The 24346-nt window shown below is 43.9% G+C and carries 26 protein-coding genes; 3 read left to right on the forward strand and 23 right to left on the reverse strand.

What is annotated here, in order from left to right:
• Positions 1–2 precede the first annotated feature (2 nt).
• Positions 3–1205: an exodeoxyribonuclease VII large subunit gene (gene xseA, locus DTOX_RS12690; protein WP_015758081.1), complete on the reverse strand. Its 1203-nt coding sequence runs from the start codon at positions 1203–1205 to the stop codon at positions 3–5.
• A 427-nt stretch (positions 1206–1632) separates the two neighbouring features.
• On the opposite strand from xseA, the gene DTOX_RS12695 reads away from it, so the two are divergent.
• Entirely contained in the window at positions 1633–1971 is a 339-nt protein-coding gene (locus tag DTOX_RS12695) for a hypothetical protein (protein WP_015758082.1), read from the forward strand.
• Positions 1972–2043: 72 nt separating this feature from the next.
• Entirely contained in the window at positions 2044–2328 is a 285-nt protein-coding gene (locus DTOX_RS12700; RefSeq protein ID WP_015758083.1) for a hypothetical protein, read from the forward strand.
• A 124-nt stretch (positions 2329–2452) separates the two neighbouring features.
• Here the strand turns inward: DTOX_RS12700 and gltA are convergent, their stop codons facing one another.
• The 22 genes from gltA to DTOX_RS12800 all read right to left on the reverse strand — a co-directional run bounded on the left by gltA (position 2453) and on the right by DTOX_RS12800 (position 23713).
• Positions 2453–3862: an NADPH-dependent glutamate synthase gene (gene gltA / locus DTOX_RS12705; RefSeq protein WP_015758084.1), complete on the reverse strand. Its 1410-nt coding sequence runs from the start codon at positions 3860–3862 to the stop codon at positions 2453–2455.
• Positions 3862–4728 carry a sulfide/dihydroorotate dehydrogenase-like FAD/NAD-binding protein gene (locus tag DTOX_RS12710; RefSeq protein ID WP_015758085.1) on the reverse strand — a complete coding sequence of 289 codons (867 nt, stop codon included), beginning with the start codon at positions 4726–4728 and terminating at the stop codon, positions 3862–3864. The genes gltA and DTOX_RS12710 overlap by 1 nt, the downstream gene beginning before the upstream one ends.
• Before the next feature lie 202 nt (positions 4729–4930).
• Entirely contained in the window at positions 4931–5401 is a 471-nt protein-coding gene (gene nusB / locus DTOX_RS12715) for a transcription antitermination factor NusB (RefSeq protein WP_015758086.1), read from the reverse strand.
• Positions 5402–5429: 28 nt separating this feature from the next.
• Positions 5430–5654, reverse strand: coding sequence for a DUF2273 domain-containing protein (locus DTOX_RS12720; RefSeq protein ID WP_015758087.1), 225 nt, complete (start codon positions 5652–5654; stop codon positions 5430–5432).
• A 20-nt stretch (positions 5655–5674) separates the two neighbouring features.
• Positions 5675–6211: an alkaline shock response membrane anchor protein AmaP gene (gene amaP / locus DTOX_RS12725; RefSeq protein WP_015758088.1), complete on the reverse strand. Its 537-nt coding sequence runs from the start codon at positions 6209–6211 to the stop codon at positions 5675–5677.
• A gap of 83 nt (positions 6212–6294) precedes the next feature.
• Complete coding sequence (locus DTOX_RS12730; RefSeq protein ID WP_015758089.1) at positions 6295–6654, reverse strand: Asp23/Gls24 family envelope stress response protein; 360 nt, start codon at positions 6652–6654, stop codon at positions 6295–6297.
• Between the two features lie 38 nt (positions 6655–6692).
• Positions 6693–8036, reverse strand: coding sequence for an acetyl-CoA carboxylase biotin carboxylase subunit (gene accC, locus DTOX_RS12735; protein ID WP_015758090.1), 1344 nt, complete (start codon positions 8034–8036; stop codon positions 6693–6695).
• A 41-nt stretch (positions 8037–8077) separates the two neighbouring features.
• Entirely contained in the window at positions 8078–9952 is a 1875-nt protein-coding gene (accB, locus tag DTOX_RS12740; protein ID WP_015758091.1) for an acetyl-CoA carboxylase biotin carboxyl carrier protein, read from the reverse strand.
• A gap of 320 nt (positions 9953–10272) precedes the next feature.
• Positions 10273–10914 (reverse strand): SpoIIIAH-like family protein, encoded by a 642-nt coding sequence (locus DTOX_RS12745; protein WP_015758092.1) that lies wholly within the window; start codon positions 10912–10914, stop codon positions 10273–10275.
• Between the two features lies 1 nt (position 10915).
• A complete protein-coding gene (gene spoIIIAG, locus DTOX_RS12750; RefSeq protein ID WP_015758093.1) occupies positions 10916–11539 on the reverse strand; it encodes a stage III sporulation protein AG in 624 nt (207 codons plus the stop codon).
• A gap of 20 nt (positions 11540–11559) precedes the next feature.
• Positions 11560–12216, reverse strand: coding sequence for a stage III sporulation protein AF (locus DTOX_RS12755; RefSeq protein WP_052292948.1), 657 nt, complete (start codon positions 12214–12216; stop codon positions 11560–11562).
• A gap of 6 nt (positions 12217–12222) precedes the next feature.
• Entirely contained in the window at positions 12223–13416 is a 1194-nt protein-coding gene (gene spoIIIAE, locus DTOX_RS12760; RefSeq protein WP_015758095.1) for a stage III sporulation protein AE, read from the reverse strand.
• A gap of 13 nt (positions 13417–13429) precedes the next feature.
• Complete coding sequence (gene spoIIIAD, locus DTOX_RS12765; RefSeq protein WP_042315813.1) at positions 13430–13816, reverse strand: stage III sporulation protein AD; 387 nt, start codon at positions 13814–13816, stop codon at positions 13430–13432.
• Positions 13817–13865: 49 nt separating this feature from the next.
• A complete protein-coding gene (gene spoIIIAC, locus DTOX_RS12770) occupies positions 13866–14069 on the reverse strand; it encodes a stage III sporulation protein AC (RefSeq protein WP_015758097.1) in 204 nt (67 codons plus the stop codon).
• A gap of 91 nt (positions 14070–14160) precedes the next feature.
• The gene (locus tag DTOX_RS12775; RefSeq protein ID WP_015758098.1) at positions 14161–14679 is read right to left on the reverse strand and encodes a stage III sporulation protein AB; all 519 of its coding nucleotides are present in this window, start codon (positions 14677–14679) and stop codon (positions 14161–14163) included.
• The gene (gene spoIIIAA, locus DTOX_RS12780; RefSeq protein WP_015758099.1) at positions 14673–15710 is read right to left on the reverse strand and encodes a stage III sporulation protein AA; all 1038 of its coding nucleotides are present in this window, start codon (positions 15708–15710) and stop codon (positions 14673–14675) included. The genes DTOX_RS12775 and spoIIIAA overlap by 7 nt, the downstream gene beginning before the upstream one ends.
• Before the next feature lie 228 nt (positions 15711–15938).
• Positions 15939–16091 carry a hypothetical protein gene (locus DTOX_RS23050; protein ID WP_015758100.1) on the reverse strand — a complete coding sequence of 51 codons (153 nt, stop codon included), beginning with the start codon at positions 16089–16091 and terminating at the stop codon, positions 15939–15941.
• 16 nt (positions 16092–16107) lie between these two features.
• Entirely contained in the window at positions 16108–20616 is a 4509-nt protein-coding gene (locus DTOX_RS12785; RefSeq protein WP_015758101.1) for a DEAD/DEAH box helicase, read from the reverse strand.
• A 104-nt stretch (positions 20617–20720) separates the two neighbouring features.
• A complete protein-coding gene (locus tag DTOX_RS24850) occupies positions 20721–20828 on the reverse strand; it encodes an ATP-binding protein (protein ID WP_083773437.1) in 108 nt (35 codons plus the stop codon).
• A 21-nt stretch (positions 20829–20849) separates the two neighbouring features.
• Entirely contained in the window at positions 20850–22538 is a 1689-nt protein-coding gene (locus DTOX_RS12790) for an N-acetylmuramoyl-L-alanine amidase (RefSeq protein WP_015758102.1), read from the reverse strand.
• Between the two features lie 47 nt (positions 22539–22585).
• On the reverse strand, positions 22586–22960 hold the full coding sequence (locus DTOX_RS12795; RefSeq protein WP_015758103.1) for a BlaI/MecI/CopY family transcriptional regulator: 375 nt from the start codon (positions 22958–22960) through the stop codon (positions 22586–22588).
• Positions 22961–23215: 255 nt separating this feature from the next.
• Positions 23216–23713, reverse strand: coding sequence for a DUF3231 family protein (locus DTOX_RS12800; RefSeq protein ID WP_015758104.1), 498 nt, complete (start codon positions 23711–23713; stop codon positions 23216–23218).
• A gap of 161 nt (positions 23714–23874) precedes the next feature.
• Between DTOX_RS12800 and DTOX_RS23055 the strand changes: the two genes are divergently transcribed.
• Positions 23875–24015 (forward strand): hypothetical protein, encoded by a 141-nt coding sequence (locus DTOX_RS23055; RefSeq protein WP_015758105.1) that lies wholly within the window; start codon positions 23875–23877, stop codon positions 24013–24015.
• Positions 24016–24346: the final 331 nt, after the last annotated feature.

Below are 24346 nucleotides of genomic sequence, written 5' to 3' on the forward strand. Positions count from 1 at the left end.
TATTACATCTTCTTTCTCACTTCACATAACAGTTTGCCATTTTTCAATTGTACATCCAGCTTCTCCCCAATTTCTATTTGTCTGATATCAGAAATTATTTCTTTGCTGCCGTGTTCTGTACATATGCTGTAACCGCGTGATAGGGTAGCCAACGGGCTCAGCGCCTGTACTTGTCCGGCCAGCAGAGCCAATCGGTTGCGATCTCTGGCTATTAGCTCTTTTATCGCCTTATTCAGCCTCTCAGTTATTCGATCCACTGCTTGCCCCCTGGTTTCGCAGATAACAGCAACAGGCTGCTGCATAACCCGGCTTTTCATAAAACGCTCCAGCTTACTCCGGTTAAGACTTATATCATCCTGAACTGCATAATACAATCTCGCTCCGAGACTTTCCAGGTAGCGCTGCATTTCTATTTTATCCGGTACAACTATTTCAGCGGCAGCGGAAGGAGTAGCCGCCCTGACATCGGCTACCAGATCCGCAATGGTAAAATCAGTTTCATGTCCTACAGCGGAGATTACCGGGACATCAGACGCAAAGATACTGCGGGCCACCAACTCAGTATTAAAAGCCCAGAGTTCCTCAATTGACCCTCCGCCTCTGCCTACTATAATCACATCAATGCCACCAAGGCGATTTAACAGCTCAATACCCCGTGCTATTTCTGCCGGGGCGTCATTGCCCTGGACCGCTGCAGGCACCAGCACCATTTCCATACCTGGCCAGCGGCGTTGTATGATGCCGGTTATATCTCTGATAGCCGCTCCTACGGGAGAAGTAACTATAGCTACTCTACCAGGCAGCATGGGCAAGTTTTTCTTATGTCTTTTGTCAAACAATCCTTCATGCTCCAATTTTTGCTTTAACTGCTCAAAGGCCACATACAATGCACCGATACCGTCCGGCTCCATTTCTTCAGCATATAACTGGTAAGCCCCGTCCCTTTCATAGACACTGATATAGCCCCTTACAATAATTGACATACCATTTTCGGGGTTAAACAAAAGCCTGAGCGCCCTGGAACGAAACATAACTGTTTTTATAAGGCTGTTATTGTCTTTCAAAGTAAAGTAAAGGTGACCGGAAAAAGCTCTCTTAAAATTTGAGATTTCGCCCTTAACCCATATATTAGCCAATTTACTGTCGTTTTCCAGATTATTTTTAATATAAGAATTTAATTCACTGACTGAAATAATACGCAACACTACAACTCCTATATGATTATTCCTCATGTTTTTAGAATAGCAATCAATTCCCACTAGACACTCTTTTTGAAAGTTCAAACCATACTCTTGTTTATTAGTCAACAGAAATTTTAATATAAAATATGTAAATCTCAAATACCTAATTCTTTAAGCTTAATTCATAAATATCCTAACACATCTTATAGCTAAATTAAATCTCATCTTGAGGTCTTTAAACAATAATATGATAATATATGGCAATAATTAGTAAAACCATATGCACATTCCAGTCATATATTTCATAAAAATGTAACAACCACAATAAGGCTCCGGCGGTAAGTCTTTTGGTCTATCCATCTATTATTTTTGATGATTTCATATGCTGCTCATAACCAACATGTCCCCATTCGAGATCAATTCGTTATATTTGTTTTTGGAGGAGATACAAATGCCCTATCAATTTAACTGCTCTTTTCACTGTACAGAGCCAGAAAAAATTAATAGGATTACTTTTGCTATAATATGCAAAAGCAGTTTTATAGGCTACTTAAACGGAAAGGAAGTTGTCCGCAGCGATAAAATTTCTACAGAATGTAATTACATTGATTTGACTGACTATAAAAACAATTTACAGGTAGGAGATAATGAAATCCTTATTGAACTGCAACAAATGGATTTTCAACAAATAGATACTCAGCAAATGAATTTAGCACAAATAGAACTGCGGCAGCTTCCCATTGCAGGTAAAGATCATATGCTGTTTATGGCAGAATTAATTTTAGAATAATTTAGCACTATTGTAACAATTTTTACATCTAGTTGATATTATATATTAACTAAATAAAGGGGGTTTTAAAATATGGCTGAGAAGCACGAAGTTAAGGAAGAGCACAAGAAAAATGTCAAGAAAGAAAAAAGCCATAAGAAAATCAAAGACTTTAAGAGAAAAGATTTTATTGAAGATGAAAAAATTAGTATTGTTTCTGACGTGCAAAATTTCAATGCGAAAAATATTAAAGGCACCCACCTGGTTGGTTTTGTTGACGTAGAGAAAATTTTCAGGATATCCAAAGAAAAAATCTTTTTGGAAAAGAAACTCCCGTTCTCTATCCTTATCTTGCAATTTAACGAACATAAATACTAATAAACTAAAAACCCGTATCACCATAATAGTGGTACGGGTCTGCTCTATTTACTTATATTCTTCCGTGTAAATGGGGCCTGCGTTTTAGCTAAAGTATTTTGCGCCACCCCCATTTCCCATTAACTTACTTACTCAAATACTCATGCATGCTCTTGGCAGCTACTCTACCGGCACCCATGGCCAGTATAACGGTAGCAGCTCCGGTTACAACATCACCGCCGGCATAAACTCCCGGCTTAGAGGTAGCTCCGGTAGCCGGATCAGCAACTATATTGCCGCGCTTGTTGGTTTCCAAACCCTCTGTGGTTTTCGGCACCAGCGGGTTGGGGCCCTGGCCGATAGCCACGACAACAGTGTCTACATCCATGATAAACTCGGAGCCTTTGATGGCAATAGGCCTGCGCCTGCCGGAAGCGTCAGGTTCACCAAGTTCATATTTCACACATTCCATACCTGTTACCCAACCTTCATCATTACTGATAACACGCACCGGGCTGGTCAGAAAAGCAAACTTGACTCCTTCTTCCTCAGCGTGCTCGGCTTCTTCATGACGGGCCGGCAACTCTTCTTTGGAACGGCGGTAAACGATCCAGGATTCAGAAGCACCCAGGCGCAAAGCAGTCCGGGCCGCGTCCATAGCCACGTTGCCGCCACCCAATACGGCCACCTTGCTGCCGACTTTAATAGGTGTATCATATTCAGGGAATTTGTAACCCTTCATTAGATTGGTTCTGGTTAAAAACTCGTTAGCGGAATATACGCCACAGGCATTCTCGCCCGGAATTTCCATAAAGTAAGGCAAACCGGCTCCTGTACCGATATACACGGCATCAAAGCCTTCTTCTTTCATTAACTCATCAATTGTTGCAAATTTGCCGACAACGGCATTAACTTCAATCTCTACACCCATTTTGCGCAGAGTTTCAATTTCTGCCTGTACTATTTCTTTAGGCAGACGAAATTGCGGAATACCGTACATCAAAACACCGCCTGCTACATGCAGTGCTTCAAAGATAGTAACTTTATGACCCAATTTGGCCAGGTCGGCAGCACAGGTTAAACCGCCCGGACCGGAACCGATAATGGCCACCTTCTTACCTGTAGAAGGTGCAATTTCCGGAACCTCAATACCCTGGGTTCTCTCCCAGTCGGCACAAAATCTTTCCAAACGTCCGATAGCAACCGGCTCGTTTTTCTTACCTACAGTACAGTAACTCTCACACTGGTTTTCCTGCGGGCAAACCCTGCCGCATACAGCCGGTAAAGCGTTCTTTTCCTTCAGCTTCTTAATCGCTCCGGCAAAGTCACGCTCGGCAACCAGTTTAATAAAATCAGGTATCAATACTTCCACCGGGCAGCCCTTCCGGCAAGGCTCCTTTTTGCACTGCAGGCAGCGTTGAGCCTCTAATACTGCTGTTTCCTCATCAAGGCCGAGAGCAACCTCTTCAAAGTTCCTGGCACGTACTGCTGCATCCTGATGCGGCATAGGATACTTAGTCGGAACAACCTTTTTAGATTTCTTTTCTTCAGTCATTATTTGGCACCTCCGCAACCACAACTGCAGGTGCAGCTTTTATTAGTATATTTCTCTAAGGACTTCTGCTCTTCCTCTTTATAAATACGCCCTCTGCGCATCATTTCTTCAAAATCAACAGCATGAGCATCAAACTCAGGCCCATCCACACAGGCAAACTTGACTTCACCGCCGACAGTAACCCGGCAGCAGCCGCACATACCTGTGCCATCCACCATGGTCGAGTTCAAGCTGACTATAGTTTTTATACCGTATTCCCTGGTTAAGTTAGCTACCGCCCTCATCATTGGCACCGGGCCGATGGCAATAACTTCAGCAATATTTTCTTTGCCTCTTTCATTAATAAGATCCAAAAGCTTATCTGTTACAAAACCCTTGCATACATAGGAACCGTCATCGGTAGTTACGCGCAGCTCTGTACAGGCATCCTTCATCCGATCTTCCCAGAAAATAAGATCCTTGCAGCGGCATCCCATAATTCCTATAACCTCATTACCGGCTTCTTTTAAAGCCCGGGCAATCGGAAATACGGGTGCGATACCGACTCCGCCGGCTACACACACTACTGTACCATAGTTGTCAATATGAGAGGCTTCTCCCAACGGGCCAACAAAGTCAAGCATAGAGTCACCGGCATTAAGAGTAGCTAATTGTTTAGTGGATTTCCCCACTTCCTGGAATACAATAGTAATCGTTCCTTTTTCCCGGTCAAAGTCAGCAATTGTAAGCGGAATACGTTCTCCTTCTTCATGAATGCGCAGGATGATGAATTGCCCGGCTTTACATCTCTTAGCCACTCTGGGTGCCTCAATGACAAATTCATGAAGTGTGGGTACTAAAGTAATTTTGGACAATATTTTATACATGTGTCCCCTTATCCCTCCCCTAAAAAATAATTGACAGAAAAAATTAATCATTTTAAATATTCGCTATTAAACATCTTACTCCTGCTCAATAATCCGGAAAAAGTGCGGTTTAAATAATAAAACGCCTTTTTCATGTAATGTCATTGGCTAAACACTTGTAAAAGGCGTTTGATTTTTATAATAGCTTTTGTTTTCTTTCAATTTATACTGATTCAATTGCCTGTGTTTCTTCCACAACGGCAGGTTTCTCTTCCGCACCGCCAGTCAGGTATTCATCTGGTTTTTGCACTACCTTCCCTATAATACCGTTAACAAATTTTCCGGATTCCTCTCCCCCAAAAATCTTGGCTAATTCTATCGCCTCATTGGCCGAAACATTTAGTGGAATATTATCTTCATAGAATATTTCATATAAGGCCATGCGTATAAGGGTTTTATCAACATTGGCTATCCGATCCAAACGCCAGCCCTTGCTGATTTCAGAAATTACCCTATCTATTTCCTTAAGGTGGCCGAGGGTTCCAAAAACCAGTTGTCTGGCAAATTCCATTATTGGCACCGGGCAGGTTGAATCTGCAACTGTATTTTTAAAAGCTTCTTCCGGATCAATACCGCCTACTTCTATCTGAAAGAGAATTTGCATAGCAATTTGCCGGCCTTCTCTCCTGCTCATTTAGGTTCCTCCCTCGTTGTACTTAAAACTAGCGTCGTTCCTTAAACATGCGGGATAAATACTCGGGCCGTTCCAATTGCTCGTCCAATCTTTTTCCGGCATAGAAGCCAAACCCAACACACAAAGAAACAAAAACAGCTTTTAAAAGACCATATGTAATAGCAAACCAACCAAAAATAAGTCCTAAAACCACTCCGACAATCTTTCCCCTGTGTTTATCCCATATATCTATAACGAGTTCATAATAGTTCATCTACAACACCCCTTTAAAAACTATTCTACACGGGGTTTATTAACTGCAAAACTCTCCACCAGGATTTTTACGTTATTTACAGTAATACCCGTTACTTCAAAAACATATTCTTTAATTTGTTCCTGCAGTAAGCCGGAAATTTGAGGCACATTAATATCAGGCGTTACTACAATTTCCATATACAAACTAATACCGGGGGGTTCAGCTACTATTTTGGGCTTAGCCTGGCGCACACCGGACATAAGCAATACCTTTTTTTCCACTAATCCTTCTATCGCCTGCAGTGATATACGTACCTCACCTAAAGCATTATCATTTACAACAGCATGCTTGCCAGCCTTCTGATACTTTAAACTAACAAAAAACAGCCTTATTCCGGCAAGTATAAGAATTATCAGCAGGGCCGCCACTGTTTCCTTTTGCATCTGATTAATGCCGGATAGGTTGATCAGGTCAACAGGGTAACGCCAACCAGACAGAAAAGAAATGGATAAAATTATGATAATGGTCAAGAGAAATGAGTACAAACCTAAAACGATCCTGTCAAAAGAGCCCATTTCCATCCCTCCTTCTAACGGAATTTAAATGCAAATAGCCCCCCGCTAATCAGGGGGCTGTATTTTTTTGCTGCACAAGGTGTTTATGTTTCTCTGACACCTTCAACGGTAATATTAACAGCAGTAACTGCCAACCCGGTTATTTCTTCCACTCGCCTTTTTACTGCGACCTGAATATGAAAAGCAACATCCGGTATATTATAACCGTATTCAACCTGAACTTGCAGGGTAATAGCAACCAGATTTTCTGATAGCTCTGCTTTTATTCCCTGTGTCAGACTTTTGAAATCAGATTGTCTAGGATTAGAACTACTGTTTATCCCGACCACACCTGAAATATCTTCTAATGCTTTACCGGCGATTACTCTAACCACATCACCTGATATTTTAATCGAACCCATTTTACTTTCTACGGGCTGGCTTACCTGGTAACCGGCTGTCATTTAGCATCCCTCTGATTATTAGAGTAGTTACTTATCTGTTAGATACCAATCCTGCGCTGAATAAAATTGGTGTAAATCTCGCCTTTTCTGAAGAAAGCATTGCCCAACACCTGCAAATGAAAGGGTATAATGGTAGACACACCTTCAATTACAAACTCACTCAAGGCCCGCTGCATCCGGACGATAGCTTCTTCACGGTCTTTTCCTAAAACGATCAGTTTACCGATCATGGAATCATAGTAGGGAAGCACAGTATACCCTTCGTATACAAAACTGTCCAACCTGACACCAGGCCCGCCCGGTGCTATATATTTGGTAATTTTGCCGGGGCTGGGCATAAAATTGCGAGCCGGATCTTCAGCATTAATACGGCATTCGATAGCCCAACCGCGAAACTGTATGTCATCCTGCGTATAACCCAGAGGCTCTCCGGCAGCCAGCCTGATTTGCTCCTTAATTAAATCTATCCCCGTAACCATCTCGGTAACCGGGTGTTCTACCTGGATACGGGTATTCATTTCTATAAAATAGAAATTATTGTTGCGATCCAGCAAAAATTCTATAGTACCGGCATTATGGTAACCTACTGAGCGCGCAGCCTTCACGGCAGCTTCTCCCATTCTGCTGCGCAGCTCCGGTGTCAAAGCAGTAGATGGTGATTCTTCGATAACCTTTTGATTGCGACGCTGGATGGAACAATCCCTCTCACCCAAGTAGACAATGTTATCGAATTTATCTCCTAAAATTTGAAACTCAATATGGCGCGGCTCTTCCACATATTTCTCAAGATAAACATCAGCACACCCGAAAGCAGACTGGGCTTCACTCTGAGCCGCCTGGATAGATCTCTCCAGATCATCTTTACTGTGAGCAACGCGCATACCACGGCCGCCGCCGCCGGCAGAGGCTTTAATCAATACAGGATAGCCCATTCCATTAGCCAGTTCCAGGGCTTCATTAATATCCTTAATAATGCTTTCCGTACCGGGAACAACCGGTACACCTTCTTTAATCATGGTTTCCCTGGCTACGGATTTATTGCCCATCATTTCAATAGCTTTAACGGACGGGCCGATAAAAGTTATTTTACAACTCTCACACTTTTCCGCAAAACCGGCATTCTCTGCCAGAAAACCGTAACCGGGGTGTATAGCATCAGCCCCCGAGACAAGAGCGGCACTGATAATGTTAGCCTGGCTTAAATAACTTTTAGCAGGTTGAGGGGCACCGATACAATAAGCTTCATCAGCCAGTTTCACAGGCAAACTGTCCCGGTCAGCCTCGGAATACACAGCAACTGTTTTGATACCCAGTTCCCGGCAGGCCCTGATTATTCGTAAGGCGATCTCTCCCCTGTTGGCTATGAGTATTTTGTTGAACATTACTAGTCACCTGTTCCTTTTAGTATATATCGTCTCTAAGGCTACTTAGCTTTTCTTAATTTAAATAATACCTGACCATATTCTACAGGCTGCTCGTTTTCTACGCAAATCTCATATATCTCACCGGCAACCTCAGTCTTAATCTCATTAAAAAGTTTCATAGCTTCCAAGATACAAAGTATCTGCCCTGCTTCGACTTTATCACCCAGTTTAACATAGGGAGCCGCATCCGGTGAAGGAGCCTTGTAAAAAGTGCCGACCATTGGTGAAGCAACTTCCACCAGTTCACCGGGATCTACCGCTTCCACCGGTACAGACAGTTCCTTTTGGGGAGCTTCTACAGATAGATGTTCCATCAACAAAGTTGCCTGGCTTACGGCCACAGCTTTTTTAATAGCTACTTTCATCCCGTCGCTTTCCACGGTTAACTCAGCTATATCAGTTTCACCTAACAATTTAATTATTTCTTTAATATCTTGCAATTTCATCGGCTCATCTTCCTCCTTGCTTTCTTGAATCGTTTTCGGAACACCTTTAGCCGCAGGCTTAGCAGTTTTAATTTCCGGTACTACAAATTTTTCAGGATTTTTACGATAATCAAAAAACCTTCTGGCAACCTGTGGAAACATGGCGTAAGTAAGAACATCTTCCTCAGATTCAGCGATACCTTTACATTCTTCTCTCATTTTATCCATTTTTGGCTCAAGTAAATCAGCCGGGCGGCAAGCAATTAATTCTCTGTCTCCCAGCGCCTTTTTCATAACTTGCTCATCAATAGGAGCAGCGGGCCTTCCATAAGTACCCTGAATATAGCCCCTGACTTCCTCCGGTATCAGCTTATAGCGCTCTCCCAACAAAACATTCAATACAGCCTGTATACCTACAATCTGGCTGGTAGGCGTTACTAACGGCGGGTAGCCGAGCTCTTTTCTTACTCTGGGGATTTCTTCTAACACCTCGTTTAATCTGTGTAATGATTTTTGCTCTTCCAATTGGGTAACCAGATTTGAAATCATGCCGCCTGGCACCTGATGTTCAAATACCCTCATATCATTAATTCTGGTAACGCCACGCTCAAAGCCCAGACGTTTACGAAGTTCTTCAAAATACTGTGATGCTTCAAAGAGCTGCTTAAGACTCAGCCCTGTATCATAAGGGGTATCTTTCAAGGCCCGCACTACGGTTTCCACCGGTGGCTGAGAAGAGCCAAAAGCCAGAGGCACTGAAGCAGTATCAATAATATCCGCACCTGCCTCAGCGGCTTTCAGGTAAGAACCGACGGCTAACCCTCCCACGTAGTGACAGTGCACCTGTACAGGTATATCTAATTTTTCTTTAATTGCTTTGACCAGTTCATAAGCTTTATAAGGTGCCAGCAAACCGGCCATATCTTTAATACAAATGGAGTCTGCGCCCATTTCGGTTAATTTCTCTGCTGTCTCCAAATAATGCTCCAGAGTGTGTACCGGGCTTACGGTATAACAAACGACTGCCTGAATATGCGCCCCGGCAGCCTTGGAAGCCTTAATCGGCATGGCTAAATTCCTGATGTCGTTTAAAGCGTCAAAAATACGCATGATATCAACACCGTTTTCAACAGCCTTATGACAGAAAGCTTCTACCACATCATCAGGGTAATTGCCGTAACCAACGATGTTTTGTCCCCGCAGCAGCATTTGCAGTTTTGTATTTTTGCAAATTTTCTTCAACTCGCGCAATCTAACCCAGGGATCTTCGTTTAAATACCTGATGGCAACATCAAAGGTTGCACCGCCCCAAACCTCCAGCGAATGATAGCCTATAGAATCCAGTTTTTCCGCAATGGGTAGCATATCTTCCGTACGCATTCTTGTTGCCCAAAGGCTTTGGTGAGCGTCTCTAAGCGTTGTATCTGTGATTTTCACCTTTTGTGCCATAAAAAACTACCCCCTCCTAACAAAAAGTTTATTACTAATGATTGACTAAAGATACAAGAAAGTCGTTTTAAACGACTTTCGAGCAGCCACAGGTACTCGTGCCCGGCGGAAATCATGCAGTACTGACATTAACTATCCGCAGAGCCATCATAAGCATAATTTTCTAGAGTAATAAAAACTCAGGTTGCAGTTGACAACCTGAATAAAATACTATACTGTTCAATGCTTTCCTGTTCATAGTACAGTCTCTATTATATTATAATGTTATACTTTTGGAAATAGCATTGTAACAAGTATACAATATATCATTATTATACAAATCATGGTTTGGGAATAGTGACAACATTTTGTGCCGAAATCCCCGTACTGCGCGAGACTATATCGGAGATTCTGGCCGCATCCTCCGAGGTTATCTCTTCTGACTGCACAATTACGGTAACTGACTGGTTTTGCAAGAATACCACACAGTCCTTAAAACCCTTGGCCCGGATTAAATTTTCCACTTCTGTCTCCTTGTTTATATTGCTGCTGATAACTAAAAGCTGGTCCTGAGCTTTTTGCCGGGAATCAGCCGAAGTTGCTTGATTATTTATAATTTCTCTCAATAACTCTACTCTTTGTCCGCGCATTTTTTCCCGCTGCAATCTATACTCCACAAAGAATTCAGATGTTTTCTTATTTTTATCTGTCAAAACATCTTTCACTGCCTCATTATTACTTTGCTGCGGCTTTGATCCATTAACATTACCGGCAACACCAACATCGTTTGAATTTGTTTTAAATCCACCGGTATTATTGACCTGCAAGCTTGAACTATTATTATCTGCCGGAGCACTGACATGCCTGGATAAAAACTTGGATTGCCCGTTTAACCAACCCAGGCCGATCAAGCCGAGACCGACTACTACCAGAGCTGCCAGACCCAGAGTACGCTTTTTTATCACTATTGATTTAAAATACATATTATTCACCTTCCTTTTTAGGCATAACTTGAACTTTGTGAGCTTCCACACCCAGAGCAACGCAGGTTGCTTCAAATAAACGGGCTTTAATCTCAGGTTCACCCGCACCCTGAGCAACTACCAGCACTCCGGCTATCTTGGGTGCGGACTGTTTGGTAGTAACAGGGATTTCATTGCCCTCGTTGCCATGAATTACAACTAACTGACCGTTATCGGTTGTTTCCGTCAATACTCTGGTGCCGCCGCTCTGGTCTTTTTCCTGAGTAGTTTTCTGACCGGAATTTGTGTTTATAGCATAGTCGGATTGACTGGAGGAAGCCAGGCGCACTGAGACCTCTACTTCTCCGGCACCCTCAATCTGCGCCAGCATCTGCCGAACTTTAGACGCCAGTTCTTCTTCTTCATTTGACATTTGTGATCCTGTTAAATAGTTATCTGGTTTTTTCTGACCGGTCAGATCTAAATTATTGTTAGAACTACCGGTTTGACCGGTTGGAGTCGCTTTATCGCCGGAAAAAACACTGCCCAGAATTATTAATACTACTGCCAGTGCTGCAATGCTAAGCAAATAAGTTATCAATTTATTATGTTTTTTGAATAAAGGTATTTCAATATCAGTTTTCATTGTTATCCCTCCCGAAAAGATTACTCCTGGCAACTGATTTTAACCTGATTGGGGGATAGGTTGTAGAAGCTTGCCACTGTCTCTTTGACTTCCTCAATTTCCTCGGTTTTCGGATTATTCTTTAAGTTCGTGCTATTTACTTTTTCAACCTCATCGCTCTTTTCAGTTAATTGAATGTCCACAGGTTCAATCAAAGGATTTAGCTCTTCCTCGTTCTCAGATTTTTTTATTCTGGCAGTTACCGTCATGTTAATTTCCTGCAACTTTCCATAATCCTTATTCTGTGGATCATCCTGTATAGCCACATGAACTTCTTTAATAGAAAGCTGCCCGTTTAAAGAAGCAATAGCTGAAACCTGGTGTTCAAGCCCTTCCCTGTACTTATGCAATGCTTCCGACTGGTTTTGCCCGGCTAACTGCTGTCCCGCTGCCATAATCTGTTTGGCTTCTTCCTGGTTAGCCGGTAAATTAGTGCTTGCCGGCAAGAATAAGTCTATATTTTGATGCAGCAACCCGGAACCGGTTTGTAAAAAAGAAACCAGTACTACCAACCCCATAATTACCTTAACATAACGTTTCATAATACCGGAGGGTAAAAGCATTTCTAAAAATACGGTTAAAACTACGATCAGAATGAGATTTTGCACCAGTGTTTTTATAGTCTCCACTTCAGCCATTCCCCCCTATCTCAGCATAACAGTAAGATCGCCCACTCCCACCACAATAACAATAGTGAAAAAGAACAATAGCCCTACTGTAGCAACCGCAGCAAAAACAGTTATCAGGCTGTTGCCCAAACCGTTTAAGCATTCGACCATTTGCCCGTCATCAACCGGCTGCATTAAGGCAGCGGCTAATTTATAGATGAAAGCAACTGAAAGAATTTTTAACAGAGGAAAAATAGTTAGTATGAAAACCATGATCAGCCCGGCTATGCCAACAGCGTTTTTTAACAGCATTGAGGAACTCACCACTGCTTCCAAAGCTTCGGAAAACATTCCGCCAACTACCGGTATGAATGCGTCTGTGGCAAATTTGGCTGTCCGCAAAGCCACTCCGTCTGAAACAGCACCGGCCACTCCCTGTATAGCCAGTATACCCAGAAATATTGTTGAAAACATTCCCATGAGCAACATACCTGAGGTCTTCATTAAACCGGCCAGCTTGGATATTTGAAATTTTTCCGAAAGATTGCTTACAATACTCAATACAGCCGCAAAAAATATCAAAGGAAACACTATATTTTTGATTAAGGTACCAATGACACTTATGGAAGCCAGGATAACAGGTTGAGTAACGGCTGCTGTAGTAATGCCCCCCATGGCTGTCAGTAACGTCAGTAAGATGGGCAGCAATGCCTGCATAAAAATAACCATGTTTTCAATTGCCTGCCTGCCTGTGTTAACCACCAATCCAAAGGATGCTACAGCCAGAGTAATCAGCACCATATAACTTACCCCATAAGCCAGCAGCCCTGTAGTACCCTTGTCAAAAGCATCAATCAAATTCCTCAGTACCGCACATATTATGGCCAGTACAATTAATTTTCCCAGTAAAGAAAGGTTGCCGACTACTTCACGAAACATGTATTTTAATAACTTATTAAATAGTTCTGATGCTTTCCAATCCAGTTTACCGTTAAACAGCTTTATTACTGTTTCTTTAAAGTTAAAGTCCGGAACACAGCTTTTGATTTCAGCGTCCATTTGATTAACGAACTGTTCCAGCCGGTTCAAATCCAGAGAATTCAACTGTTTTTCTGCGCTGCTCTGACTAACGGGTTGTGCAGGCTGTTCTGGCAAGGCGGCTTGAGGGAACAGTATTGTTACAAGAGCTAAACAAAACACGCAAGTTAGGCCGCGCAGTATGTTAAACACATATTATCCCACCTTAAGGAACCAGTTTTAATAATGCCTGCAAAACTGCTATAATAATTGGCACAGCCATAACCAGAACCAGTATTTTAGCAGCAAATTCTATCTTTGAGGCCAACGCGCTTTCACCGGAATCACGACAGATTTGAGCACCGAAATCTGCTATATAGGCAATACCGACTATTTTTAAGATTGTGCCGACATAGACCATACTGATATTGGCCTGTGCGGCCAAATCACGCAAGACATTAAAAACAGCTGAAATTTGACCGATTACAGTTAAAAACAGTAAAACACCTACACAAATACTAAGCATTAACGCTAATTCAGGTTTTTGCTGCCTTAATATTACTGCCAAAATAGCACCAATTAATCCCAGTCCAACAATCTGGATAATCTCCATCACTCATCACCAGCCTAATCACAGAGCTAAACATCGTAGAAATACACTCTTAGAACAGCTTAAATACAGATTTTACCTGGTCAAAAAGCCCGCCCAACAGTTGAATAACCCAGGTCAGAGCTATCGCTACACCGGCCAGAGTAGCCAGCTGGGCCTGCTCCTCCTTGCCGGCATGCTTTAGCACAGAATGGAGTACTGCCGTAAGTATACCTATTCCGGCAATTTTGAAAATTAGATCAATGTTGTCACTCATTTGCCTGCCCCTTTCTTAACACTGCTTTATATAACAGGAAAGTCTTCTTAAGCGACTTTCGAGCAGCCGTACTTGCCCATAGCATAGTTTCCTAGAGTAGAATCAAAACTGTCACTATCCCGCCGAAAAAACCGAAATAATTCCATATTTTAACGTTAGACCCTGCCTCTGCTTCTGCTTTTTCCATTTCAGCTCTTAACTGCTCTTGAGTCAGACACAGGTGTTTAATCTGATCTTCCCGGTCCGATACACCAAGCGTACTGCCAAAGTTACGTAGAATTAACAGGTCTGACCGGTTAAGAGAAGACTGCGGGTAAAAAACAGCCAGTGCTTTATCCCAGGCTTCTCCGGCAGTTTGACCGGTCATGCTGAGCAGTTCTTGCGAGGCTCTGAGAAATAAACCGGCCACATTTTTTTCACCGCAAGCTGCTGCGGAGTGCAGAGCCTGTGCCAGAGGTGACGCAGCGTAAGCTATTTCCGTTTCCAACAGCTGCAAAGCAGATTGTATAGAACGCAATTCACCGGTACGACGTGTATAAGTGCGGGCTTTGACCAATCCTGCCATACCACAGGCAGATATAATAATTATTGAGCCGAGAAGTTTTAACAAGTTTTCACCTCCAATAACTGCATGGTGCGACCGTCAATAATCTCTTCAATCGTTCCCACACCCCGGGTTCGACTCAAAATAATATAGCGGTCAATTGTTTTTAATTCTAAAAGATATTTTAAGGCCGGACGCTGAATAAGTTCCTTTATAGAAGCAGCATGAACAGTGGTAATAACTTTAACCCCGGCATGAAAAACTTCCTCTAAGGCCCGTACATCCTCTGCCCTTCCTATCTCATCGGTGGCTATAACCTGCGGACTCATAGCTCGCAGCAGCATGATCATTCCTTCTGCCTTGGGACAGGCGTCCAGCACATCAGTACGCAGTCCCACATCCTTTTGCGGCAAACCGTAATAACAGCCTGCCAGCTCTGAACGCTCGTCCACCAATCCTACAGTTGTTCCCGGAAAGCTCAAAGAGGGTATACCGTTACTAATCTGCCTGACTAAGTCGCGCAAGAGAGTGGTTTTACCACAACGAGGAGGGGAAACCAACAGTGTGTGCTTTACAGTACCCTTATCCCGGTCAATAACGTAAGGGATGAGTTTTGATGCAGCTCCCGGTATTTCTCTGGATACACGCATATTAATCGATGAAACATGCTTTATGGTTTTTACCCTGCCTTTTTCCGTTACTACTTTGCCGCACAAGCCTATCCTGTGACCTCCCGGCATAGTAATGTAACCGTTTTTCAACTCATCTTCAAGGGCATAAACAGATGAACCGCTGACCAGTTGAAGTACCTTCTGCATATCCTGAGGGGTAACCGAGAAAATATTTTCCCGGCAAACTGTCAATACACCCTTTTCAGTTATAAAACTGTCCTTGCCATCTATAACCAGGATTAGGGGAAGATTAAGTCTTAATCTTAATTCCTCTAATTTGCTTAACTGCTTTGATGGCAAAGATTCCAGCAAAACGCGAATACTTTCCGGCAGTACGGCCATAATATTTTCCATTTCAGCCCGACTTTGCTCAGTTTCTTTTTCCCATGCAGCTGTCTTGCTAATGTTTAAAATTTTACTGGCCATCGTCTTGTCCCTCCCCTATATTATTAATATAAATCATATTGGAATTTTATACCTAAAAACTTTGTCGCTCTTACTTTTTAGATTTATAAGAAATTTGCCTTAAGCTACTTTCGATCAGCCACAGTCACTCGTATGGGTAAGCTACGACTTTAAGGAACCCAAAACGCTGCCATTACCATTAAAAAAGTATACCGACACATGGTATACTTTTTTTAGCGTACTATGAAATTATGAAACCACTATAAAATCCAATATCAATAACTTTAATGTATTTTTTTTCATTAACTCAAGGTTTATAGAAGTAACGAGTGCTGAATCAGCAACATAAAGAACTACTTTGCCAATATTTGGAGACGAGACCTTAGCCATTTCTTCAATCATATCTTTATTCCAGGTCTTAATATTGTCGTCTCAATATCAGACCTTTATACTCACCGATAAAGCCAATCCCCTGTAAAGCTTTTTTATAGGGGCTTTCCAAAGCCGGTCGGCCGTTAATGGATTCCACGACTATACTTTTTAATGGATTAAACTCACGCGTTAAGAGAGTCTTGCAAAAGGCAAAATACTCGGGTAAAGACGCATCATCGGGTCCGGCTTTGATCAAAAGCTCTTTGCCGTTACGTTTGGCCACCAATTTTAACCGGGTGCCGTGAAATACGACAAAATTGGTTGCTAAACGGGTGGGAAGGTCTTCGTCCAAACCGGGAAGTTTAAGACCGCAGGGCGATGCCGGATCGGCAGCATTCAGCCAGTAAATACTTTTCTCGTTTAATCCTTTGTGCAATAGTCGGTTTGCTTCCCGGGAGGCAAACTGTAAACCAATGATTTGTGCAAAAAAATGCCCGGCATAAATCTCCCCGGAAAACTCCATGAGACGCAGCGTACGAAAAATCCGCCGCCACTGCATCTCGGGCAATTCCTGCTGGATCAGTTCGCGAAAAAGCACGCCATAACGGGAAAAAAGCTGGCGGATCCTTTCTTTGACCAGTTCCTCCCGCTCAATAGGATCCTTCTCTTCACATTCCGACAAGGCATACCAGTTGCCCTGTAAAGGACGCGAAGCAGACCAGCGGCTGTATCCGGAACGGCGGCCAAAACCATGCTTGCCTTCCACCTGGAGGGGTGTAAATTTGGTTAGGAGGCCCCTGCGTAACACGGCAAAACTATCGTTGGCAATATTGCCTTGCCAAACATGACGCCACAACCGTTGAGTCAGATCATCACTCGGTAAACCCGTATGCCGGCTGAGGGTAAAGAAATCGTATTTGCCCAATGGATCCGGAAAAAGATCCCGCGCCTGTACTTTATCTTCTGGTCCCTGCCCCTCTTCAGCGGGAGGGAACAACTCCAAATCTTCACGCAAGCAAAAAACCACCCGCTTATTGCCGCGGCCGAACCAAACCAGATCACTGGTTTGCATGAGGCTATCCATCCAAGAGGTATAATAGGTCTCCAGACGGGCTGGCAGGATTGCTTCCTCCCAAAGCTGGGCCTGGCTAATCAAGCCAAACAATTGTTCCAGGCGTGCTTGTAAATCTTCCATGTTCGTTCCTTTTTCCACAACCCCCTGGTAGGTCGCCAAAAACAAGGGCAATGCCGTTACCGGCAAGGGCTTGTCCTCCTGCCGGCGTGCACGCCTGGCCATCGCAAACAAGCGCTCCAAATTTTCCCGCTCACATACCTCTGCTTCGCCGGCTTCCTGCGTAAACACATCCGCCACAATACATTCCTCTTTCAACAGGATGGCCAACACCGCCGCAGAAACATTAACCGGCAGGCCAAGGCACCGGCTGACAAAATCCCGGGGCACGGGACCGTAGTAGGATAACCACTGGCTTACGAAGAGGGCGGTGTCTGTAACATCGCCGCCAAATTCCCCGGGTTCCGCAGCCGTCTCCTGTTCAAATAGGGCAGCAACCTTGCTCAAGCCCGCCGACATCTGACTAACTGCCTGAGGGATTAAGGGGTGCAGGACAAGGTCGGAAAAGACGGCACCCAGGCAGGCAACTATCCTGGGCAGGATCTCCAGGGCACACAAGCCCGGCTGTTCCGCCCCCGGCAGATGAAGCCAGGCCAATTTGTCCCCCAGAGTGCGCTTGATCTTTTCTAAGGTTAACTTGTGATCGGCTGACTGGAGATCCCGTTCCATGGCGGCAAAGAGGGATGCCGCTTCATCGGCGGGAATAAAAAGGCGTTCTTTGATCCAGAGCAATAATTCCTCTCCGTCAGTGGGCGCATACCCCGGGGCGGTCCGCTTGAGTTTGCCGTTCAATTGCCGGACTAGGGCCTCCGGGATTTCGGGCCGTAAATGAGGTGAATACACCAGTTCTTTCAACAGCTCCCCGCTTAAACCCGACTGCCGATCAGAAAAAGGGGTATCGTCTTCATACATGTATTTATTGGTCTGGCGCCAGATCACATCAGACGCGAAGGGAGACGGTTGATGAGTAACCGTTTCACTTATTTTGATCCGGCCATCATTTATTTCATCCAACAGTTGCTTAACCATGTCTAAATCGAATTCGTCCTTCAGGCAGGTGCGCCAGGTCTCAATCATGATCGGAAAATCGGCATATGAGGAGACTGCTGCCTGCAATTTTTTGGCTCTGAGGCGGTTGAGCCATAAAGGCATGCGCTTTTTGAAATTGACTCTGGGCAGCAGCAAGGCAGTACCTGCGTTTTCCCGAAATTTAGCTCCAAAGAAACCCGAACTCTCCAGTTTGCCCCGCAAGAAATCCTCTAAATTTTGAGGTGAGACCAGGGAGAAAAGCTCTTGCAGCGCAAAACTGTGGGGCAGCATTAACATGATGCTATTGTTGCTGACATAAATCTCCAGGGGATAGCCGAACTTTTGCTCCCAGGCGGCAGCCAAACCCATGGCAAAAGGCCGGTTGACTTTGCCGCCCCAGAGGGTATGTACAATAACCTGTTTGCTGTCCGCCGTGTTCAGGGGGTCGGCAAAGTGTTCAATTAAAATATGATGACGATGGGGTAAGGGTTGGCCCGCAGCTTCTTTTTGCCGTTTGAGAAATTCAATAAGCCGTTCAACCGCATACACGGACCAAGTGTTTGGGGTCACCAGCTGATGCGCGAAGGAGTCTGTTTTCAGGTTTTGCTCCGCCTCTTCCAAAAAGAGGCCTATTTTTTCGGAATAAAAGAAATCCCGGTTTTGCTCTTCCGCCCGCCAGAAGGGTATGATGTTGATTGTCTGAGCACCGGGAATCACTTCCACATCATTATGAGTAATGCACATAATCTTCCAGACCTGTGTACCAAGCATGAAGGTTTCGCCCACACTCCGCTCCCAGACAAACTCCTCGTCCAGCTCACCGATCTTAGCCTTGGTATCCAGCAGGCGGAGATCATAGTAACCCCGGTCCGGGATGGTGCCGCCTCCCAAGTAAACCAGGCGGGCCACCCCGTCACGGGCTTTGATTGTACGGTCAAGCTTATCCCAAATAATACGCGGTTTCAATTCGCGCAGGCGGGTATCCGCATAACGGCCCGCAAGCATTTCCAGCAACAGGTCATAACTCTTCCGGGACAGATTGCGATAAGGATAACTGGTCTTGAGGAAAGCATAAAGCTCATCCGCATCCCAGGTTTCAACGGCGGTCATGGATAAAAGCACTTGTGCCAGCACATCCAGGGGTGCTTCAATAGGTGTGATTAGCTCAATCTCGACCGCGGGCAAGCTGCGTGAAACCACCGCGGCTTCCACAAAATCGCGCCCGCAAATGGGAAACAAAATTCCCCGGCTCACCTGGCCCACACTGTGTCCGGCCCGGCCGATCCTTTGGATGGCGGCAGTCAGCGAGGGCGGGGTTTGCACCAAAATTACCGTATCCAGTTTACCGATATCGATTCCCAATTCGAGGGAATTAGTGGCTACGATCCCTTTCAGTTCACCGTTTTTGAGTTTTTGTTCCACCGTTAGGCGGAGCTCTTTGGCCAGTGAACCATGGTGGGAATAGACCAGAGACTCACCAGCAGCATCATTGATATATCGGCTCAGTTTTTCTACGGCCCGGCGGTTGTTGCAAAACACCAGTGTGGCGATGTTTTCTTTAATCACCTTTGTCAAGACGGCAGCCAGAGCCTGCCAGAGGGCGTCCTGCTCTACCTCCTCCGCCCCGCCATTGTTCCGTTCAATAGCGTCAACGATTAAATTATAGTGTTTTTTTGCCGCAGATCTCAAGATAACCAGCGGCCGCTTTTGATACCGGCAATCCTCGCCGTCCCGACATGCTTTAAAACCGCCAACAAATTCGGCGACCGGTTCCAGAGGGCGAACCGTGGCAGATAGGGCGATCCTTTGGAATTCCCCCGCCAAAAGAACAAGCCGGTCCACTGCCGTGATCAGGTGGGTGCCCCGTTTGTTATCCAGAACTGCGTGGATCTCATCCAAAATAACCGTTTCCACTCCGCTTAAAATCAGGCGGTTGTTTTTGGAACTAAGCAGCAGATTGAGACTCTCAGGCGTGGTGATCAGGATCTCAGGCGGTTTGCGCAGCATCTGCCGTCGTTCGTTTTGAGGGGTATCACCGCTGCGGGTGAGTACTTGAATAGGGGGAAACAGCTCACCGGCTTCTGCAAAATACGCCCGCAGCTCCTGAAGGGGCTGCAACAGGTTGCGCTGCACATCGTTGTTGAGGGCCTTCAGGGGCGAAACATACAAAACCCGTACCCGGCCAAGCGGCCAATCCCCGGTAATCAGCTTTTGCAGTGCCCAGAGAAAGGCGGTCAAGGTTTTGCCGCTGCCCGTGGGAGCTGTGATCAGGACGTGCTCGCCTTTGGTAATGCGAGGCCAGGCTTGGATCTGAATATCGGTAGGCTCGCCTACCTTTTCGGCAAACCATTTGCGGATAAGTGGATGAAACAGAGAAAAAACCGAGTGTTTCATTAGAATCTCCCCTCAAAGTATACGGTGTAAGTTATAGCGAATCAGTGAACTTTCTTTGCATCGGTGATGAATGCCGGTATCATTTATGGAAGTCCGGGTGCGTATTAGTTTGCAGGGGGGGGAATAAGCCGAACTTCCGTACCTTGTCCGGGAGAACTGTCGATGATCATCTGCCCCCGGTGCAGTTTAACAATTTCATCACAAATAGACAAACCATAGAATTTTCAATTCCCTCACTTATCCGTTGCGTCCATTTCATTTAGCACTTCTATTATTCCATCATATATCGCTTGCGCTGTTTTGACTCTGAATTCTCTTGTCATAAGCTTTTCTCGGTCTGATTTGTTGGTGATATAAGCTACTTGGGTTAAAACTGCAGGCATGTTCACCTGTTCCAGTATCTTAAATCTGGCATTACTTATTCCCAGGTCTATTGTACCAAGTTTTTCCACCAGATTCGATTGGATAATTTGCGCTGCTTTTTCTCCGGTAATCCCATAACCGGCTTCATTACCAGAGTAATAATATTGAGTTTTGGTTCCATTTATTGCACTATCAGGATGCATATCATTATGAATACTGACTAACAAGGCGGCTTTACAGCTATTTGCAAACTCCACCCGCTTTTCCAGTTCCACTGTTCTGTCATCCTGACGGGTCATCACAACCTTTATGCCTGATTTTTTCAACAAATCAGATAGCAGAAGCGATATTTCCAGATTAAAATCCTTTTCTTTAATCTCTATTGATTCAGGATCAGAAGTGTCAAAGGGATATGTACCTCCCCAATCATTTCCGCCATGACCGGGATCAATAACTACCATCATATCCTTTATATTTTCATTAAACATGCTGTTTCCATCACCTTTAAGAGTACTGCCATTTGCAATGGTAAAAGCTAGAGCTCCGATAATGATAAAGCTCAGGATAGCAAGGGCCGACAGTTTGTAGGAGCCTTTCCTAAACATTTTTATCATGGTGATTCTCCTCTCCATCTGCTTATTAGTTTCATTAAAACCAGCCAGGATTGATGGTGTGGAACGATTAGAGAATATACCGGCCAGTTTAAGAAGTGTATTTCCGTAAGGGATTACTGCGGACTCGCCCAATGTTTCCATTACATAAGCATCCGTAGCAATCTCCCTGTCATATCTCATCTCCCTAATTGCCAGCCATACGAGAGGATTAAACCAGTGCAGTATGGCGGCCATTGCTGCGCACGAATTGTAGATGAGATCCTTTCTCTTATAATGAGCCAGTTCATGTAGCAGTACGTGTTCCAACTGATGATGATGTATTTGGCTGCAAATATCTTTGGGCAAATAGATACTTGGACTAAATATACCGGCTATACAGGGACCACGAAAATATGAATCCAAATAAAGGGGAATATCCTTTTTGAGCCCTAATCTTACACAACATTGTTGCATTAGTTCAGTAATCTGAGGGTTATAATCTCTTTCAAATTCTTTACTCCGTCGTTTAAATTTTATGAGCATAATCGAAGCGAACAAGGCTATAGACGTAACCCCGGTAAGCCAAACTATACTGAGAAGGCCCAGGTTCCAGAGGGAATAATCTCTAGTTTTCTCTTTGTCGTAGTATTCTCCATCTAATTCTTGAAACTCATTGCTATTCAAATTTCCTGTTCTGAAGTAATCATCTGCTTGATTACTCATATACTCATGGGAATAATTAAATAATGGGTATATTTCGGGAAGAATACTGGTTAAACTATATGGGCTTTCAATTTCGAAAGGCACCATAAGTCTGAGTAAAACGAGAAGCCACATCACATGATATACTCTGCCGGACAGGTAACTAGGTAAACACTTCTTGACAATCAATAACAGTACGATTATGATGCTAGAAATCAATGAAGAATATAAAATATGAGAAAATATAATACTAAGCATCTCCATTTATGGATATCCCCCCAGATTCTTGAACTTGTCTGGAGCACAAACGACTATTTACGTTTCTTGCCTTCTAATAGGTTTTTAAGCTTGGCAATTTCCTCCTCGGACAAAGCCTTTTCCTCAATAAAGTTGGCAAAAAACATTGCTGCCGCGCCGTCGTACACCCTTTCAATAAAATTTTTACTTTCAGCCAACACGCATTCTTTCTCAGATATGGTTGGATAGTATACATAGCTGCGACTGGTTTTTTCATATCCTATTGCGCCTTTTTTCAGAAGTCTGTTGATAAATGTTTTTATAGTTTGGGGCGACCAGTCTTTTTTTTCAGACAGAGAGGCAATTATTTCTTCAGATGTCAGTGGGCTGCTCTTCCATATGACTTTCATGACTTCCCATTCTGAGTCAGATATCTTGGGGATACTCAAGACGCTTCCCTCCAATGTCTATTGATTACACATGTAAACTCTTACTACAGTTTACATGTGTAATCGTAAAAAGTCAAGCTTTATTATGGATCTTTCCCGTGGTATTGGCCATGACTCATAATGGTATGAATGAAAAATCAAAGGAAGCTGTGGCTAAAAATCTAATGAACGAACAGTTTTGACAAATTAAAACGTTACTATTCAGCAGAGTTTTGTACTTCTTTTTCTTGCACTGCCCGCCTTTGATCCCCTCGTTTAGTCTGCTAATTTGTATGACGGCGGATAATGTACCCAACCCTTTGTCTTGCCGAATTTTACTAAGATATCGTATGCTTCTAACTCTGCAGAAAGAAAATCCGCAAATAATTTGCGTAGGGAGTCGTTGAGACATATGCTTATTGATTTTACATGAACTGAGAGAGCAGTTTGGCTAATGTCAAAGATTAGGCGAAAAATGTTTTCGTCTGTCAGCGTCATGGGTTCTGCCGGCTCTCTTAATGCTTTGCGGGGAGGTTGAGGAAAAGTTACCCTATAATTTTCCATTGCATCTTCTAACTTTGCAATGTTATCCTTTGTTAATTTTATACCTTGCTCCAGCACAAGTTTAAAATCGCCATCTTTAACGTAGTTCAAAAGCGCTTCGGTGACTTCCTGGACATCGTACCATGCTTGTAATTGTGTCCAAAGAGCATAAGATTCGCCAACGTGTATGCTAGAATCAGCTTTTCCCGCGGAAAAGATTTTATCCAACATTTCATGACCCCCTTAAAGTCGATTTTTAGATATCATATCCAAAATATAGGGTGTCAAGCATAGTAATAGCTGGATAAAAGTTGCGTCATAACCTCATAGATTTTCCGATTATCATCATTGAAAAATCCGTGAGGTTTAATCTATTGATAGGAGGTTTTGCTATGAGCAAAGTTGAGAAAGTGATATCATCTTTTAACGGTAACTATTCAGCAGGGAGTAGGGTGTGCTATGGTTGTTATCCCGGCGTAGTGACTGAGCGCAGGCTAACGGCTCTTAGACAGACTGTGGGTAACCGAACTTAGTGTCCCGGTAGCGCACCCTGACACAATCTAAGATAACGCACTTAAATATCTTGGAATTTACATTTGCGGATACATTTCTTTTATGTATGGGAAGAAAACAATGACGAATGCACCAGCAGAACGCCAGCCACAAAATCGTGACTGGCGTTCTGCTTTCCTTGTTACCCCGTACCGGTTACCCCCTCGGTTCAGTAATTGTACCTATGGGGGGTAACACTTTATTTATCTGGGGTTACAGGCTTTTTCTTCCCTATTCCCAGTCTATCACTCGGAGCGCAATCTAAACGATTTTGTTTAGATAATATAGCTCGTGGTATTCTAATTGTCTTTA

The sequence above is a fragment of the Desulfofarcimen acetoxidans DSM 771 genome, from assembly GCF_000024205.1.
In the GTDB taxonomy this organism is placed as follows: Bacteria; Bacillota; Desulfotomaculia; order Desulfotomaculales; family Desulfofarciminaceae; genus Desulfofarcimen; species Desulfofarcimen acetoxidans.